The 15,507-nt window shown below is 65.7% G+C and carries 15 protein-coding genes; 10 read left to right on the top strand and 5 right to left on the bottom strand.

Going from position 1 to position 15,507, the window contains the following annotated elements; translation table 11 throughout:
- Positions 1-31: 31 nt before the first annotated feature.
- Both ASG07_RS08770 and ASG07_RS08765 read right to left on the bottom strand, forming a co-directional pair.
- Positions 32-619 (bottom strand): Maf family protein, encoded by a 588-nt coding sequence (locus tag ASG07_RS08770; protein ID WP_082474680.1) that lies wholly within the window; start codon positions 617-619, stop codon positions 32-34.
- Between the two features lie 172 nt (positions 620-791).
- Entirely contained in the window at positions 792-1,604 is an 813-nt protein-coding gene (locus ASG07_RS08765; RefSeq protein ID WP_055844568.1) for a pyruvate, water dikinase regulatory protein, read from the bottom strand.
- Positions 1,605-1,925: 321 nt separating this feature from the next.
- On the opposite strand from ASG07_RS08765, the gene hemE reads away from it, so the two are divergent.
- From hemE to ASG07_RS08715, 10 genes are all read left to right on the top strand, one after another.
- Entirely contained in the window at positions 1,926-2,987 is a 1,062-nt protein-coding gene (hemE, locus tag ASG07_RS08760) for a uroporphyrinogen decarboxylase (RefSeq protein WP_269082633.1), read from the top strand.
- Positions 2,984-3,442, top strand: coding sequence for a CopD family protein (locus ASG07_RS08755; protein WP_055844565.1), 459 nt, complete (start codon positions 2,984-2,986; stop codon positions 3,440-3,442). The genes hemE and ASG07_RS08755 overlap by 4 nt, the downstream gene beginning before the upstream one ends.
- 137 nt (positions 3,443-3,579) lie before the next feature.
- The gene (rho, locus tag ASG07_RS08750; protein ID WP_055844563.1) at positions 3,580-4,836 is read left to right on the top strand and encodes a transcription termination factor Rho; all 1,257 of its coding nucleotides are present in this window, start codon (positions 3,580-3,582) and stop codon (positions 4,834-4,836) included.
- A gap of 183 nt (positions 4,837-5,019) precedes the next feature.
- Positions 5,020-5,748, top strand: coding sequence for a TerC family protein (locus ASG07_RS08745; protein ID WP_201780984.1), 729 nt, complete (start codon positions 5,020-5,022; stop codon positions 5,746-5,748).
- A 72-nt stretch (positions 5,749-5,820) separates the two neighbouring features.
- Entirely contained in the window at positions 5,821-6,066 is a 246-nt protein-coding gene (locus tag ASG07_RS08740) for a DUF6489 family protein (RefSeq protein WP_055844559.1), read from the top strand.
- A complete protein-coding gene (gene mnmE, locus ASG07_RS08735) occupies positions 6,063-7,334 on the top strand; it encodes a tRNA uridine-5-carboxymethylaminomethyl(34) synthesis GTPase MnmE (protein WP_055844556.1) in 1,272 nt (423 codons plus the stop codon). The genes ASG07_RS08740 and mnmE overlap by 4 nt, the downstream gene beginning before the upstream one ends.
- A 57-nt stretch (positions 7,335-7,391) precedes the next feature.
- Positions 7,392-9,215, top strand: a complete 1,824-nt coding sequence (gene mnmG, locus ASG07_RS08730) for a tRNA uridine-5-carboxymethylaminomethyl(34) synthesis enzyme MnmG (protein ID WP_055844554.1) — start codon at positions 7,392-7,394, stop codon at positions 9,213-9,215.
- Positions 9,212-9,820 (top strand): 16S rRNA (guanine(527)-N(7))-methyltransferase RsmG, encoded by a 609-nt coding sequence (gene rsmG, locus ASG07_RS08725; protein ID WP_055844551.1) that lies wholly within the window; start codon positions 9,212-9,214, stop codon positions 9,818-9,820. Before mnmG ends, rsmG begins: the two co-directional genes overlap by 4 nt.
- The gene (locus ASG07_RS08720; RefSeq protein WP_055844548.1) at positions 9,817-10,602 is read left to right on the top strand and encodes a ParA family protein; all 786 of its coding nucleotides are present in this window, start codon (positions 9,817-9,819) and stop codon (positions 10,600-10,602) included. The genes rsmG and ASG07_RS08720 overlap by 4 nt, the downstream gene beginning before the upstream one ends.
- Positions 10,599-11,495 carry a ParB/RepB/Spo0J family partition protein gene (locus ASG07_RS08715; RefSeq protein WP_055844546.1) on the top strand — a complete coding sequence of 299 codons (897 nt, stop codon included), beginning with the start codon at positions 10,599-10,601 and terminating at the stop codon, positions 11,493-11,495. The genes ASG07_RS08720 and ASG07_RS08715 overlap by 4 nt, the downstream gene beginning before the upstream one ends.
- Here ASG07_RS08715 and holA read toward each other — a convergent pair.
- From holA to leuS, 3 genes are read right to left on the bottom strand one after another with little or no spacing between them, the layout of a single operon-like run.
- Positions 11,492-12,511 carry a DNA polymerase III subunit delta gene (holA, locus tag ASG07_RS08710; protein ID WP_055844543.1) on the bottom strand — a complete coding sequence of 340 codons (1,020 nt, stop codon included), beginning with the start codon at positions 12,509-12,511 and terminating at the stop codon, positions 11,492-11,494. The genes ASG07_RS08715 and holA overlap by 4 nt on opposite strands.
- Positions 12,508-13,005, bottom strand: a complete 498-nt coding sequence (lptE, locus tag ASG07_RS08705; protein WP_055844540.1) for an LPS assembly lipoprotein LptE — start codon at positions 13,003-13,005, stop codon at positions 12,508-12,510. The genes holA and lptE overlap by 4 nt, the downstream gene beginning before the upstream one ends.
- Complete coding sequence (gene leuS, locus ASG07_RS08700; RefSeq protein WP_055844537.1) at positions 13,002-15,506, bottom strand: leucine--tRNA ligase; 2,505 nt, start codon at positions 15,504-15,506, stop codon at positions 13,002-13,004. Before leuS ends, lptE begins: the two co-directional genes overlap by 4 nt.
- Position 15,507: the final 1 nt, after the last annotated feature.

Below are 15,507 nucleotides of genomic sequence, written 5' to 3'. Positions count from 1 at the left end.
GGAGGAAGTGGAGGCGATCCGGCGGATGCCTCTACTTCGGCAGGACGCCGCGCTCGCGCAGATAGGCGAGCACCGGCAGCAACGGCATGCCGAGAACGGTGAAATGGCTTCCCTCGATCTTCGAAAACAGCTGCACGCCCGGTCCCTCGATCCTGAAACAGCCGACGCATCCTGCGATGACCGGCCACTCCCGATCCAGATACGCCTCGATGAAGGTGTAGGACAGCGGCCGCACGTGCAACCGCGCGCGTTCGACGTGGCGCCAGACGGGGCGACCCTGTTCGGCGATCACCACCGCGCTCCAGATGTCGTGGGTGCCGCCGCTCATCCGGGTCAGGTGTTCGGCCGCCTGTTCGCGGCTCTCCGGCTTGTCGAGACGGGTGCCGTCGGCGAGCGCGACTAGCGAGTCCGAACCCAGAACGAGGCCGGGGAGGCGGGTGGCGACCTTGACCGCCTTCAGTTCGGCCAGCGCATCGGCGAGATCGCGGGACGAGAGGTGGGTGAGGGCGGCCTTGGCCGATTCCTCATCGACGTTCGCAGCGACCGCCTCGAACGGCACACCGGCGGCGTCGAGCATCGCGCGGCGGGACGCGCTTTGCGAGGCGAGGATGATGGTCATCGGTGGAGCGTTCCTGCGCGGTGGTTCTGGTGCGATGTATCCCCGCGAAGGCGGGGACCCAGTGATCGGGGGGTCGGCTGATCCGGGGTCGGCGACGTTGCGCAGATGCGAAGGCACCAGGCTCCCGCCTTCGCGGGATGGCGGTGGGACTCACCCGGTGACACGTTCACCCTCACACCTCACGCTGGTTGGCCAGCGAGACGATCGCGGCGGCGGTTTCCTCGATCGAGCGGCGGGTGACGTCAATCACCGGCCAGCCATTGTCGGCGAACATGCGGCGCGCGAAGGCGAGTTCGCGGACGACGGCTTCCTCCTCGACATAGGCGGTGTCGGGTTGCTGGTTGAGCGAGAGCAGGCGGTTGCGGCGGACCTGGATCAGGCGATCGGCGCTGGTCGTCAGTCCGACGACGAGCGGATTGCGCAGGCGATAGAGCGATGCCGGCGGCGGGCTCTCGACGACGATCGGGATATTGGCGGTCTTGAAGCCGCGATTGGCGAGATAGATCGAGGTCGGGGTCTTGGACGAGCGGCTGACGCCCGCCAGCACGATGTCCGCCTCCTCCCATTCCTCGTGTGCGATGCCGTCGTCGTGCGCGATCGTCCACTGAATCGCATCGACGCGGGCGAAATAGGCGGCGTCAAGGACGTGCTGCCGCCCCGGCCGTGCCTTGGCCTGCTGACCGAGCATCGCCGACAGTGCGTCGTTGACGGGATCCAACGGCGCGACCGCAGGAAGACCAAGGCCGGCGCAGCGCGTCTCCAGCGTGCGCCGCATCGCCGGATTGACGAGCGTGTAGACGACGAGGCCGGGATTCTGCGCGATCTCCGCCAGAATCCGGTCGAGGTGCATCTCCGTCCGGACCATCGGCCAGAAATGGCGCACCGTCTCGACATCGTCGAACTGCGCGAGCGCGGCCTTGGCGATGTTCTCCAGCGTCTCGCCGGTCGAATCCGACAGGAGGTGGAGGTGGAGGCGGGTCGTCATCGTGGGCTTGACGAGCCGGCGGACGACGCTGTTGGCCGATCTGTGGATAACATGCGGGCAAGAGGTAGCGTAACCCGGTCGACCGGCCAAGCGAGGTGCGGGCGGTGGACAATTCGCATTCCATCCACAGCCGCATCCACAGCCCCGGTTTTCCTCCACAGCCTGTGGATAACGGGGATGAAGGAACAGAATCGCATGCGATTCCGCGACTCCCGCGCGGTCAAGCTGTTGGCATTTCCGGGATGGATGCCTAATCCCCGCTGCCAACGCGCCAACCACTACCTCATCCTATTTTTAACTCTTCTTTAAGGAAGAAGGACGCTGACCGATCCGACTCACAAGCCGCTGCTCGCGGTGCTGAAGGGTGCGATGCCGTCGGTGCCGCCGATCTGGCTGATGCGTCAGGCCGGGCGGTACCTGCCGGAATATCGCGCGCTCCGGGCGGAGAAGGGGGGGTTCCTCGCGCTCGCTACCGATCCGGTCGCGGCGGCGGAGGTGACGCTTCAGCCGATCCGGCGCTTCGGGTTCGACGGCGCGATCCTGTTCAGCGACATCCTGATGGTGCCATGGGCGCTGGGTCAGGATCTGAGTTTCGGGGCGGGCGAGGGGCCGCGGCTGGAGCCGGCCCTGATGAACCACAAGGGCATGGATCACGCGCTGAACGCGCTGGAGCGGGTGCCGGAGCGGCTGGAGCCGGTCTATGGCACCGTGCGCCGGGTCGCGGCGGAACTGCCCGCCCTGAACGCCGGAGCGACGACGTTCCTGGGTTTTGCGGGCTCACCGTGGACGGTCGCGACCTATATGGTCGCGGGCAGGGGTTCGAAGGATCAGGGCGAGACGCGGCGCTTCGCCTATAACGATCCGGGCGCGTTCCAGGCGCTGGTCGATGCGATCGCGGCGATGACGGTCGAGTATCTGATCGCGCAGGCGGATGCGGGCGTGGAGGCGGTGCAGCTGTTCGACAGCTGGGCCGGATCGCTGAGCCCTGCGCAGTTCGAACGCTGGGTGATCGCGCCCAATGCGGCGATCGTCGCGGCGCTGAAGGCGAAACGGCCGGACCTGCTGGTGATCGGCTTCCCCAAGGGGGCGGGGGGCAAACTGCCCGCCTATGCGCGGGAGACCGGGGTCGATGCGCTGGGGCTGGACGAGACGGTCGATCCCTCCTGGGCGAACAGCGTGTTGCCGGAGGCGATGCCGGTGCAGGGCAATCTCGATCCGCTCGCGCTGATCGCCGGTGGAGCGGAACTCGACCGGGCGGTGGACCGTATCACCGGCGCGCTGGCGGGGCGGCCGCATGTCTTCAATCTGGGGCACGGCATCCTGCCCGACACGCCGATCGCGCATGTCGAGCGGTTGCTGGCGCATGTACGGAGAACGCGATGATCGGCTGGCTGGGCGCGACCTATGACTGGGTGAAGGCGGCGCATCTGATCTTCGTCATCTTCTGGATGGCGGGGCTGTTCATGCTGCCGCGCTATCTGGTCTATCATCAGGAGGCGCTGGCCGCCGGACGGACGGACGAGGCCGCCGAGTGGGTGTCGCGCGAGGGCAAGATCCGCCACATCATCCTGACGCCGGCGATGATCGTCGTCTGGGTGCTGGGGCTGATGCTGGCGGCCAATCTGGGGCTGTTCGACGGCGTGTCCGGGCTGGGCTGGCTCCACGCCAAGCTGCTGCTGGTGGTCCTGCTGTCGGGCTATCACGGCTGGGCGGTCGGCTATGCGAAGACGCTGGCGCGGGGGAAGCCGACGCTCGACGGGCGCAAGCTCAGGATGCTGAACGAGGTGCCCGCGCTGGCGGTGACGCTGATCGTGGTGCTGGTGATCGTAAAACCCTGAACCCGGCTTGACGGGAGGTAGCGAGCCGCTTACCTCCCTGTCTCGCGTAGCGGCGTCCTGCCGCGTATCCACGCGCCTTTCCAGCTTCGGTTCGTTTGCGATCCTTCGCCGCCCGACGCTCGCATCCGGACTTTTCCATGCATCTCAAAGACCTGAAGAAGAAGACGCCCGCCGAGCTGGTGCAGCTCGCCGAGGAACTGGGCGTCGAAAGCGCGTCGACGCTGCGCAAGCAGGACCTGCTGTTCGCCATCCTCAAGGAACAGGCGGAACGCGGCGACCAGATCATGGGGCTGGGCACGATCGAGGTGTTGCAGGACGGTTTCGGCTTCCTGCGTAGTCCGGAAGCGAATTACCTTGCCGGCCCGGACGACATCTATGTCTCGCCCAATCAGGTCCGCAAGCACGGGCTGCGCACCGGCGATACGGTCGAGGGCGAGATTCGGGGGCCGAAGGACGGCGAGCGCTATTTCGCGCTGGTGCGGCTGACCGCGGTCAATTTCGACGATCCCGACATGGTTCGTCACCGCGTCAATTTCGACAACCTGACGCCGCTCTACCCGGAATCGAAGCTGACGCTCGACCCGGAGGACCCGACGCAGAAGGACAAGTCGGCGCGCGTCATCGACATCGTCTCGCCGCAGGGCAAGGGCCAGCGTACGCTGATCGTCGCGCCGCCCCGCGTCGGCAAGACGGTGATGTTGCAGAACATCGCCAAGGCGATCACCGACAATCATCCCGAAGTGTTCCTGATCGTGCTGCTGATCGACGAGCGGCCCGAGGAAGTCACCGACATGCAGCGCTCCGTGAAGGGTGAAGTGGTGTCGTCGACCTTCGACGAACCGGCGCAGCGCCACGTGCAGGTCGCCGAGATGGTGATCGAGAAGGCGAAGCGGCTGGTCGAGCACAAGCGCGATGTGGTGATCCTGCTCGATTCGATCACGCGTCTGGGCCGTGCCTACAACACGGTCGTGCCGTCGTCGGGCAAGGTCCTGACCGGTGGTGTCGACGCCAACGCGTTGCAGCGCCCGAAGCGGTTCTTCGGTGCGGCGCGCAACATCGAGGAGGGCGGCTCGCTCTCGATCATCGCCACCGCGCTGATCGACACCGGCAGCCGCATGGACGAGGTGATCTTCGAGGAGTTCAAGGGCACCGGCAACTCCGAAATCGTGCTCGACCGCAAGGTCGCGGACAAGCGCATCTTCCCGGCGTTGGACGTCGGCAAGAGCGGCACGCGCAAGGAAGAGCTGCTGGTCGAGAAGGACAAGCTGTCCAAGATGTGGGTCCTGCGCCGCATCCTGATGCAGATGGGTACGATCGACTCGATGGAATTCCTGCTCGACAAGATGAAGAACTCGAAGACCAACCACGACTTCTTCGACAGCATGAATCAGTAACGTGGCGGCCAACCCCTGCCGCACCTTGCGGCAGGGGTTGGCCGAGCGCGGCCGGACCGACGACGGTGGCTTTGCCCGCGTCGTGGTCACAGCAAGCGTCGAGAACGACGGCATTAAGCGACTTTCGCTCGTAACACCGGCATGTTGCGCTATGAGGTGACCGAAGCGTCATCGGGAGCCGACATGTCCATCATCACCCTTCTGGCCGCGGCCGTCGCGAGCGGACCGGGTTCGCCCGCCGACATCTGGCAGCACATCGTCGCCGACTTTTCCAACATCACCGAACCCGCCGCGCTGGCCGCTTTCGGATCGGTGCTGATGATCGACCTCGTGCTCGCGGGCGACAATGCGATCGTGGTCGGGGCGCTGGCGGCGGGCCTGCCCGCGGATCAGCGCAAGAAGGTGATCCTGATCGGTATCGGCGCGGCGTTGGTGCTGCGTATCCTGTTTGCGCTGATCGTCACGTGGCTGATGGGCATCGTCGGCCTGATCTTCGCCGGCGGACTGTTGCTGCTGTGGGTGAGCTGGAAATTCTGGCGCGAGATCCGTGAGGGTGGCCACAATCCCGGTTCCGAGGAGATCGCCGGAGACGAGGCGTCAGGCATCCGCTCTGCCAAGAGCTTCGCCGGCGCGGCCTGGGCGGTGGCGGTGGCGGACGTGTCGATGAGCCTCGACAACGTCCTTGCGGTCGCCGGGGCGGCGCGCGAGCATCCGGGCATCCTCGTCGTCGGATTGCTGCTGTCGGTGGCACTGATGGGGCTGGCGGCGAACTTTATCGCGCAGATCATCAACAAGTATCGCTGGATCGCCTATGTCGGTCTCGCGGTCATCGTCTTCGTGGCGTTCAAGATGATCTACGAGGGCTGGATCGGTAGCGAGACTACGCTCGGCGTCGCCAGCCTGTTCGGTTGAGATGCCCGTCCGGTTGACGGGAGCACGCTGCCGTGGCGCTATGCGGTGCCACGGCGGCCGGGGATATGCGACATGAAGGTGACGATCGAGATCGACTGCACGCCCGATGAGGCACGTCGGGCGATGGGCCTGCCGGATCTGACGCCGCTGCACGACCAATATGTCGCGATGATGCAGGAAGCGATGCAGGGGAAAGTCCAGCCCGAGTTGCTGGAGGGCATGTTGAAGAGCTGGGCACCGATGGGCGATGCCGGCATGCGATTCTGGCGGCAGATGCTCGATAGCGCCGGCACGATCGGCGCTGCATCCAAGGGATGACCGATACGATCGCGGCATTGTCCAGCGGACAGCCGCCGGCGGCGATCGCCGTGATCCGGGTCAGCGGGCCGGTCGCGCTTGCAGTGGCCGCAACGATGGCGGGGACGCTGCCGCCGCCCCGAACCGCGCGCGTACGGACATTGCGCCATCCGGGAGGCATGTTGCTCGACCGCGTGCTGATGCTGATTTTTCCCGGACCGGCGACGGCGACGGGCGAGGATCTCGTCGAGATTCACTGTCACGGTGGGCGTGCCGTCGTCGCGGCGATCATGGCAGCTCTCATCGAACAGCCGGGCGTCCGGTTGGCGCAACCCGGTGAGTTCACACGGCGCGCGGTGATAAACGGCCGGCTCGACGTGACCGAGGCGGAGGGTCTGGCCGATCTTCTCGCGGCCGAGACGGAGACGCAGCGGCGGATGGCTTTGGCCGCGGCGGAGGGGAGTGTCAGCCGGTCGGTCGAGCGATGGATGACCGAGGTTGCGATCCTGTCGGCGCGGATCGAGGCTTTGCTGGATTATGGCGACGAGGACGATGTCCACGAGGATGTCGGATCGATACAGTCGGACATGCAGGAGCTGTCGGACACGATCAGGCAGGTTGCGGCGGCTCCATCCGTCGACGCGCTGCACCGCGGCGTGACGGTCGTCCTGGCCGGACCACCGAATGCGGGAAAGTCGACCTTGTTTAATCTGCTCGTGCAGCAGGATGCCGCGATCGTGTCGCCGGTGGTAGGGACGACGCGCGACCGGATCGAGGTACAGGTCGCGAGACAGGGGATGGCGTATCGGTTGACCGATACCGCGGGGTTGACCGCGACGGACGATCTGGTCGAGGCCATCGGGGTGGACCGTGCCAGGCAGGCGGTCGAGCAAGCGGATATTCTTCTCTGGCTGGGGGACGTCGAGGCTCCGCGGGCCGACGCCGTACGTGTTCATAGTCGGAGGGATGTTACGGGACGAAACGACGTGCCTGCTGATGCGACGGTGGCTACCGCGCGCGACGATCCGTCGTCGATCGAGGCTTTGTGGTCGATTATTCAGGTACGTGCCGAAGCACTTGTTCCTACGGACGACTTGTTGCCATTGAAACGGCATCAGCAGGATTTGTGCGTTGCAGCATCGGCTGCGCTGTCGGATAGATCGGCGGATCCGCTGCTGCTCGCGGAAAATTTGCGGCTTGCGCGCCTATTACTGGCGGAGATTACGGGTGCCAATGCGACGGACCTGATGCTGGATGCGCTTTTCTCACGCTTCTGTCTTGGCAAATAGCCATGTTCCACGTGGAACAATTTTGACCTTTGCCATGCCTCGCGGCATTGCGGAGGAATGTATGACGTTCTGGTAATTGGTGCCGGCCATGCCGGCGTCGAAGCAGCCGCAGCCGCACATCGGCGTGGCGCATCGGTTGCGCTTCTGACATTCTCTACGGCGAACATCGGTCAGATGTCGTGCAATCCGTCGATCGGCGGGCTGGGCAAAGGACATATCGTCCGGGAAGTCGATGCCTTCGACGGCATCATGGCAGTTGCCGCTGATGCTGCGGCGATCCACCACCGGATGCTCAACCGCAGCAAGGGGGCGGCGGTTCAAGGGCCCCGTATCCAGGCCGATCGCCGCAATTACGCAGCGGCCGTAAGGCACGCGCTTGATCGGACGAACGTCACGATCGTCACCGCGGAAGCGACGGAACTGATGTTAAAAGGTGCCAACGTCACGGGAGTGAAGTTGAACGATGGCAGCACGATCCTCGGGCGATCCGTCGTCATCGCGACCGGCACATTTCTCGGGGCAACGATCTTTCGAGGCACCGAACGTCATCATGGCGGACGGATAGCCGAACGCGCTGCCGGTCCTTTGGCGGTGTCGCTCCGGGCGCTGGGTTTGCCGATGGCTCGGCTGAAGACCGGAACGCCGCCGCGGCTGGACGGGCGGACCATCGATTGGGCGTCGCTTGAGGAGCAGGGGTCGGACGTCGAACCCTGGTCCATGTCGGCGCTGACTCGCCGCCGCCGCCTGCCTCAAGTCGCATGCGCCATCACACGAACCAACGCCGCGACTCACGCCCTCATTCGTAATGCGATGCCGGAGTCGCCGCTGTTCTCGGGCGCAATCGAAGGGCAAGGGCCACGGTACTGCCCCTCGATCGAAGACAAGGTGGACCGGTTCGGGGACCGTGACGGGCATCAGGTGTTCCTTGAACCCGAGGGTCTGGACGATACCACCGTCTATCCCAACGGTCTGTCGACCAGCCTGTCGACCGCGACCCAGCAAGCGATGATGGCGACGATCCCGGGTTTGGAGCATGCCCGGATCACGATGCCCGGCTATGCCGTCGAGTATGACCATCTCGACGCGCGTGCCCTCGCGCCGACCCTGGCATTGCGGGACGTGCGCGGTCTGTACTTCGCGGGGCAGATCAATGGCACGACGGGGTACGAAGAGGCTGCGGGGCAGGGGCTGATCGCGGGATTGAATGCAGCAGCCTATGCGAGGGAACTGGCACCTGTCGTCCTCGATCGCGCCTCCAGCTATATCGGGGTGATGATCGACGATCTGGTGTTGCAAGGGGTGACCGAGCCATATCGAATGCTAACCGCGCGAGCGGAATATCGGCTGGCCTTGCGAGCCGATAATGCTGAAACGCGTCTGGGGCCGATCGCCGAAGAGGCCGGTGCGCTGACGAAAGAGCGGATGGAGCACCAGCATTCCCGGTCCGAGGAGCGGTCACGGGTGCGGCAGCTACTGCAGCGGGAAGTCACGTCGTCGGCGATTGCGACGGCGGGAGGTAGAGTGGCGCAAGACGGCGCGCGGCGAAATGCTTGGGAGTGGCTGCGCTTCGACGGTGTGACACTGGATCACGTCGCCCCGGATCTGGCGGCGGATGCAGATGTCGTGTCGGAAACCGTACAGGATGCGCGCTACGCGCCTTACCTCGAACGCCAGGCCGTAGAGGTCGAGAGGATGCGCCGCGAGGAGGATATCGGTCTGGCACCTGATCTGCATTATGCAGGCATACCGGGACTCTCCAACGAAATGGTGGCGCGGTTAACGGCCAGCAAGCCACGATCACTGGCAGCGGCGGCAAGGATCCGTGGGATCACGCCGGCTGCGCTAAGTGCGGTTCTGTTGCATAGCAGGAAAGCGGCATGACCGAAGACGAGGCAATGGCCTGGGTCGCGGCACGCGTCGACGCCGACGCGATGGCGAAGATCGAGCGGTTCGTTGCTATGGTGATCGACGAGAACGGGCGGCAAAACCTGATCTCGCCGGGTACGATCCCGGTCATCTGGCAACGGCACGTCGCCGACTCGCTTCAGCTGCTTGAACTGGCGGGAGGCGGGCAAGGGCGCTGGATGGATATCGGATCTGGCGGTGGTTTTCCCGGTATCGTCCTGGCTTTGGCGGGCGTGGGGATCATGACCATGGTCGAGCCTCGCAAGCGGCGCGTGATGTTTCTGAATGACTGCATCGCAAGCTTGGCGATCCCATCGGCGGAGGTGATGGAGGCCAAGGTTGAGGCAGTGACGGTCAGAGCTGACGTTATTACTGCGCGAGCGGTCGCATCTGTCGAAAAGCTTTTGCTTGCCGCCGGGCATTGCTGCACACCAACGACGCGCTGGCTGTTGCCGAGAGGGGCAACGGCGTTGGGCGATCTTCCATCACAGGTCGAGGCGAGGGGCATGATGTTTCACGTGGAACAAAGCGTCACGGAGTCAACGTCGTCGATCGTCATTCTTGACGGGTGTCCACGATGATCTGCGTCGCGATCGCCAATCAGAAGGGTGGCGTGGGCAAAACCACGAGCGCGATCAATCTTGGAACCGCACTTGCCGCCACCGGGCAGCGTGTGCTGCTGGTCGATCTCGATCCGCAGGGCAATGCCTCCACGGGACTCGGTATAGGCCAGTCGCAGCGGGAACGGTCGAGCTATGACGTGTTGCTCGGCGACTGCCCGGTCGATGCGGCGGTTGTGCCGAGCAAGGTTCCGCGACTGGATGTTCTACCCGCCACCGTCGACCTTTCGGGTGCGGAGATCGAGCTTGTGGAGTATGACGATCGCACCCACCGGCTGGATGCCGCTATCCGCGCGAGTGCATCGCGATGGGACATCGTGCTGATCGATTGTCCGCCGTCGCTCGGACTGTTGACGATCAACGCCATGGTTGCCGCGGATCGATTGCTCGTGCCGTTACAGTGCGAGTTCTTCGCGCTGGAGGGCCTGTCACAACTCCTGAGTACGGTCGAACGCATTCGGGAACGCTTCAATCCCGGTCTGGCGATTTTGGGCGTGGCCCTGACGATGTACGATCGCCGTAACCGGCTGACCGAACAGGTATCGACGGATGTCCGCGCCGTGCTGGGTAAGGTCGTGTTCGACACTGTGATCCCGCGCAACGTCCGCCTGTCCGAAGCGCCCAGTCACGGCTTGCCCGCGCTGATCTACGATCATCGTTGTTCCGGATCGGAGGCCTATATGGCGCTCGCGCGGGAGATGATCCAGCGGCTGCCCAAGACGCCGGTGGACGCCGCCGCATGAGCGATGCCGGACGACGGCCGCGCGGTGGCCTTGGCCGTGGGCTCAATGCCCTGCTGGGGGAAATGGCGCGCGAGACGCCGGTCACGCCGGGTTCCGAACCGGGGCCCGGCGTGCGGATGCTGCCCGTAAGCGCTCTCGCGCCGCACCCCGAGCAGCCGCGCCGACATTTTGACGAGGCGATGCTGGACGAACTCGCCGCGTCGATCGCGTCGCGCGGCGTCATCCAGCCGATCGTGGTACGGCCGCACGGTCACCAGTACCAGATCGTCGCTGGCGAACGCCGCTGGCGGGCGGCGCAGCGGGCGCGTCTGCACGAAGTTCCCGTGGTCGTTCGCGACTTCAACGACGCCGAAACGCTTGAAATCGCGCTGGTCGAGAATATCCAGCGTCAGGATCTCAACGCGATCGAAGAGGCGCAGGCGTATCAGCGGTTGGCCGGCGATTACGGCCACACTCAGGAGGCGCTGGCGCGGATCGTTCATAAATCGCGCAGTCATGTCGCCAATCTGTTAAGGCTGCTGGAGCTGCCCGATCCGGTTCAGGCGCGGGTGGTCGACGGGTCGCTGTCGATGGGTCACGCGCGTGCGCTGCTGGGGGCACCCGATGTCGAGGGGCTGGCCGAACAGGTCGTCCGCCGCGGGCTATCGGTGCGCGAGACAGAGAAGCTCGCGCGCGACACCAAGCCGCGTCGCACGGAGTCACGTGGTGAACGTACCGCGCCCGTGCCGCCCGATGCCGATATTGCGGCCTTGCAACGACAGCTTGCCGATCTGCTGGGCGTGACCGTGACGATCGCGCATGGCGGAGAGAAGGGCGGCAGCCTGACGCTGGCCTATTCGACCCTCGACCAGCTCGACATGCTCTGTCAGCGGCTTACCGGCGAGACGATCTAGCCGCGCTTCGTCACTGCACGCGTCAGCGTCAGGATAGCATGGTCGGCAAGGACGGGGCCGGCATTGCCCGATGCCATGACCGCCCGTTCGGCGGCGCGCGCGCGGCCAAGCGCGTCGGCGAGCATGACCGGCGACCAGCGACGCAGCGCGCGCATCGTCGCCTGTTCCTCTTTCCAGAACACGCGGTGGCGCTTGACGACGCTGTCCGCTGGCTCGCCGCGTGCGACGTCCGCGCGCATGTCCGCGAGCGACCCCAGCCGACGAACGAGCTGACGGAGCCACATGATCGGCGACGTTCCGCTATCGGACATCCGTGCCAGCTCGACCGCCAGCAGATCGGCGCGCCCCTCGACCACGGCTTCGACGGCGAGGCTCGTCTCCGCTTCATCAAGCGCCGCACCAACGGCATCGAGCGCCTCGTGATCGAGATCGCGGGGCCGATCGGGCGCCGCGTCGAGAAACAGCGCCAGCTTATCGATCTCGCGTGCCAGCACCGCCCGGTCGCCGCCGCTCGCCGCCACCATTCGCGCCGCGACGCCGGGCGCTGCCCGCATCCCCTGCTCGGTCGCGAGCGACACCGCCAGCCGCTCCGCATCCTGCGCGTTTGGCGGATAGCAGGCGAAGGCGAGGGCGGCAGGGGAGTCTTGCGCCAGCTTCACGACCTTGCCAGTCGCCTTCACGGAAGGGGCGATCGCAACGACGGGATTGCCTGCGTTCTCCGCCTCCAGCAGGGCTGTCACCGCGGCGAGGCTTTCCTCACCCAGACCAGTGATCCTGATCCACCGCCTGTCCCCAAACAGCGACATCGACGCGGCTTCGTCGGCGAGGCGGGCAGGGTCGGCCTTCAATGTCGCACCATCGAGATCGACCCGCTCCGCACCCTTGCCCATTGCTTCGCCCAGCACCCGGGCCAGTGCGTCGGCCCCCGCCTCGTCGGGGCCGTGGAGCAGATGGAAACGGACGGCGGGGCGGGGCGCGGCCAGCGCCTGACGGATCTGGCTGGCGTTCGCCTTCACGGCGTCGCGGGACGCCGCTGCGCGTACAGCGCCAGCCGAGACACGATCTGATCCGCAACGATGCCGGACAGACGTTCGAGCGCCGTGTTCTCCGCTGCAATCGTCGCATATTCGGACTGGACGACATCGATACCGGCATCCGATCCGGCGGTAGCATCCAGCAGCACCGATCCATCCGCCACGTTCACGAGCTGGTATCGCGCGCGCAAAGCCCGGCGTTCGCGCGTGACGCTGTCGTCGCTGCGCAAGCCAAGCCCGCTGATTCGGTCGTCCAGCCGGATGTCTAGCCGGTAGGTCGCCGCGCCGCCACGATTGCCCAGCCGGTCCCGCAGCGCGTTCGCCATCAGCCAGCCGGCCTTGCCCTCGATCGCCGCGACCTCGACATGGGCCAGCGTGTTGGCCACCGCGCCGCCGCCGCCACCGGCATAGAGCGGTCGCAAGCCGCAGCCCGACAGCGCCACGGTTCCGAGCAACAGGAGCGCAACGGCTCTCATGCGACGATGTTCACGAGACGATCGGGCACGACGATGACCTTGCGGGGCGGCTTGCCGTCGAGCGTCCGCGCGATCTTGTCGCTGGCGAGTGCGGCCGCCTCGACGTCTTCGCGCGGGGCACCCTTGGCGAACACCAGCGTGTCGCGCAGCTTGCCGTTGACCTGGATCGCGATCGTCACCTCGTCATCGACCAGCATTGCCGGATCGACCATGGGCCATGGCGCATCCGCGATCAGTCCGGCCTGTCCACCTGCGGCCCAGGCTTCCTCCGCCAGATGCGGGACCATCGGAGAGGCAAGGCGCAGCAATGTCGCCACGGCATCCCGCCGGTCGGGGGAGGGGGCTGCTTTCTCGACGGCATTGGCGAGCGTGTAGAGCAGCGCGACCGCTTTGTTGAACTGCAACCCCTCGATCGCGTCGGCAACGCCGGCGGTCGTGCGATGCGACAGCTTGCGCAGGGCGATGTCCTCGCTGTGACCAGCGTCGTCCTCGCTACCGACCAGCCGCCACAGCCGCTGCACGAAGCGCCAAGCGCCGTCGATACCGGCTTCCGACCAGGGCAGGTCGCGCTCCGGGGGGGAATCGGACAGCATGAACCAGCGCACGGCATCCGCACCATATTGATCGACGATCGGCTCGGGATCGATCGTATTCTTCTTGGATTTGGACATCTTCTCGACGCGTCCGACCGTTACCGGCTGACCCGTCGCGACCTCGATGCCGCCCTCGACATCGTCGGGGCCGAGCCACAGGCCCTCCGCGGACTTGTACGTCTCGTGCGTGACCATCCCCTGCGTGAACAGCCCGGCGAACGGTTCGGCGATGTCGAGCTGGCCGATATGCTTCAGCGCGCGCGTCCAGAAGCGTGCGTAGAGCAGATGCAGGATCGCATGCTCGACGCCGCCGATATACTGGGCGACGGGCAGCCATTTTTCCGCCTCGGCGCGATCGAAGGGCCGGTCGCTGGGCTGGCTGGCGAAGCGGATGAAATACCACGAGGAGTCTACGAAGGTGTCGAGCGTGTCCGTTTCGCGCAACGCTTCGCCGCCACAGGACGGGCAGGGGACGTATTTCCACGTCGGATGACGATCGAGCGGGTTGCCGGGGATGGCGAACGACACGTCGTCCGGCAGCACGACCGGTAGCTGGTCCTGGGGCACCGGCACCGCACCACAGGCATCGCAGTGGATGATCGGAATCGGCGTGCCCCAGTAACGCTGGCGCGACACGCCCCAGTCGCGCAGGCGGAACACGGTGGAGCCCTTGCCCCAGCCTTCACCCTCGGCGCGGGCGATCACGGCGGCCTTGGCCTGCTCCACGTCCATGCCGTCGAGGAAGCGGGAATTCACGATCGCGCCGGGGCCGGTATAGGCGGTGTCGCCCGCGAACGTCGCCGCGACCATGTCGCCCTCGGCGACGACGCGCGTGACGTCCAGCCCGTATTTGCGCGCGAAATCGAGGTCGCGCTGGTCGTGCGCGGGCACACCCATCACCGCGCCCGTGCCATATTCCATCAGCACGAAGTTCGCGATGTAGACGGGCAGCGTCCACGCCGCATCGAACGGATGCAACACTTCGTAGCCGGTATCGAAGCCCAGCTTCTCCTGCGTGTCCAGTTCGGCGGCGGTGGTGCCGCCCGCCTTGCAGCGCTCGATGAAGGCGGCCGCCTCCGGATCGCGCGCGGCGACCTCGCGCGCGATCGGGTGATCGGCGGCGATGGCGACGAAGCTGGCGCCGAAGATCGTATCAGGACGCGTCGAGTAGACCTCGATCGGCTGCTTCAGGGGCACCAAGGGATCGAACCGGAACGTCAGCCCCTTGCTGCGGCCGATCCAGTTCTCCTGCATCAGCCGGACCTTGTCGGGCCAGTCCTTCAGGTCGGCGAGGCCGTCGAGCAGTTCGTCGGCAAAGTCGGTGATCTTCAGGAACCACTGGTTCAGCTTGCGCTTCTCCACGACCGCGCCCGATCGCCAGCCACGGCCGTCGATCACCTGTTCGTTGGCGAGCACGGTCATGTCGACCGGGTCCCAGTTGACCGACGATTCCTTGCGGTACACCAGCCCGCCCGCGAACAGATCGAGGAACAGCGCCTGTTCGTGGCCGTAATAATCGGGCTCGCACGTCGCCAGTTCGCGCGTCCAGTCGAGCGCGAAGCCCAGCCGCTTCAACTGCGCCTTCATCGTCGCGATATTCTGGCGCGTCCAGTGGCCCGGATGCACGCCCTTTTCCATCGCAGCGTTCTCCGCCGGCATCCCGAACGCGTCCCACCCCATCGGGTGCAGGACCTCGTGCCCCGTCATCCGCCGATAACGCGCCAGCACGTCGCCCATCGTATAGTTGCGGACGTGGCCCATATGGATTTTCCCCGATGGATAGGGGAACATCTCAAGGACATAGGCGCGCGGCTTGTCGGACGCGGCATCGGCGGCGAAGGTACGACGCTCGTCCCACACGGCCTGCCAGTGGGCGTCGGCCTTCAGCGCGTTGAACCGCGACGTCATG

It is taken from the genome of Sphingomonas sp. Leaf343, from assembly GCF_001423765.1.
Lineage (GTDB): Bacteria > Pseudomonadota > Alphaproteobacteria > Sphingomonadales > Sphingomonadaceae > Sphingomonas.
Note: the sequence above shows the minus strand (reverse complement) of the source record. Positions and strands in the feature narration are given on the sequence as shown.

Bases quoted from the DNA above. Each gene is read 5' to 3' on its own strand.
- ASG07_RS08770 (WP_082474680.1), bottom strand. From the start codon at position 619: ATGACCATCATCCTCGCCTCGCAAAGCGCGTCCCGCCGCGCGATGCTC.
- ASG07_RS08765 (WP_055844568.1), bottom strand. From the start codon at position 1,604: ATGACGACCCGCCTCCACCTCCACCTCCTGTCGGATTCGACCGGCGAG.
- ASG07_RS08755 (WP_055844565.1), top strand. From the start codon at position 2,984: ATGATCGGCTGGCTGGGCGCGACCTATGACTGGGTGAAGGCGGCGCAT.
- rho (WP_055844563.1), top strand. From the start codon at position 3,580: ATGCATCTCAAAGACCTGAAGAAGAAGACGCCCGCCGAGCTGGTGCAG.
- ASG07_RS08745 (WP_201780984.1), top strand. From the start codon at position 5,020: ATGTCCATCATCACCCTTCTGGCCGCGGCCGTCGCGAGCGGACCGGGT.
- ASG07_RS08740 (WP_055844559.1), top strand. From the start codon at position 5,821: ATGAAGGTGACGATCGAGATCGACTGCACGCCCGATGAGGCACGTCGG.
- mnmE (WP_055844556.1), top strand. From the start codon at position 6,063: ATGACCGATACGATCGCGGCATTGTCCAGCGGACAGCCGCCGGCGGCG.
- mnmG (WP_055844554.1), top strand. From the start codon at position 7,392: ATGTATGACGTTCTGGTAATTGGTGCCGGCCATGCCGGCGTCGAAGCA.
- rsmG (WP_055844551.1), top strand. From the start codon at position 9,212: ATGACCGAAGACGAGGCAATGGCCTGGGTCGCGGCACGCGTCGACGCC.
- ASG07_RS08720 (WP_055844548.1), top strand. From the start codon at position 9,817: ATGATCTGCGTCGCGATCGCCAATCAGAAGGGTGGCGTGGGCAAAACC.
- ASG07_RS08715 (WP_055844546.1), top strand. From the start codon at position 10,599: ATGAGCGATGCCGGACGACGGCCGCGCGGTGGCCTTGGCCGTGGGCTC.
- lptE (WP_055844540.1), bottom strand. From the start codon at position 13,005: ATGAGAGCCGTTGCGCTCCTGTTGCTCGGAACCGTGGCGCTGTCGGGC.
- leuS (WP_055844537.1), bottom strand. From the start codon at position 15,506: ATGACGTCGCGGTTCAACGCGCTGAAGGCCGACGCCCACTGGCAGGCC.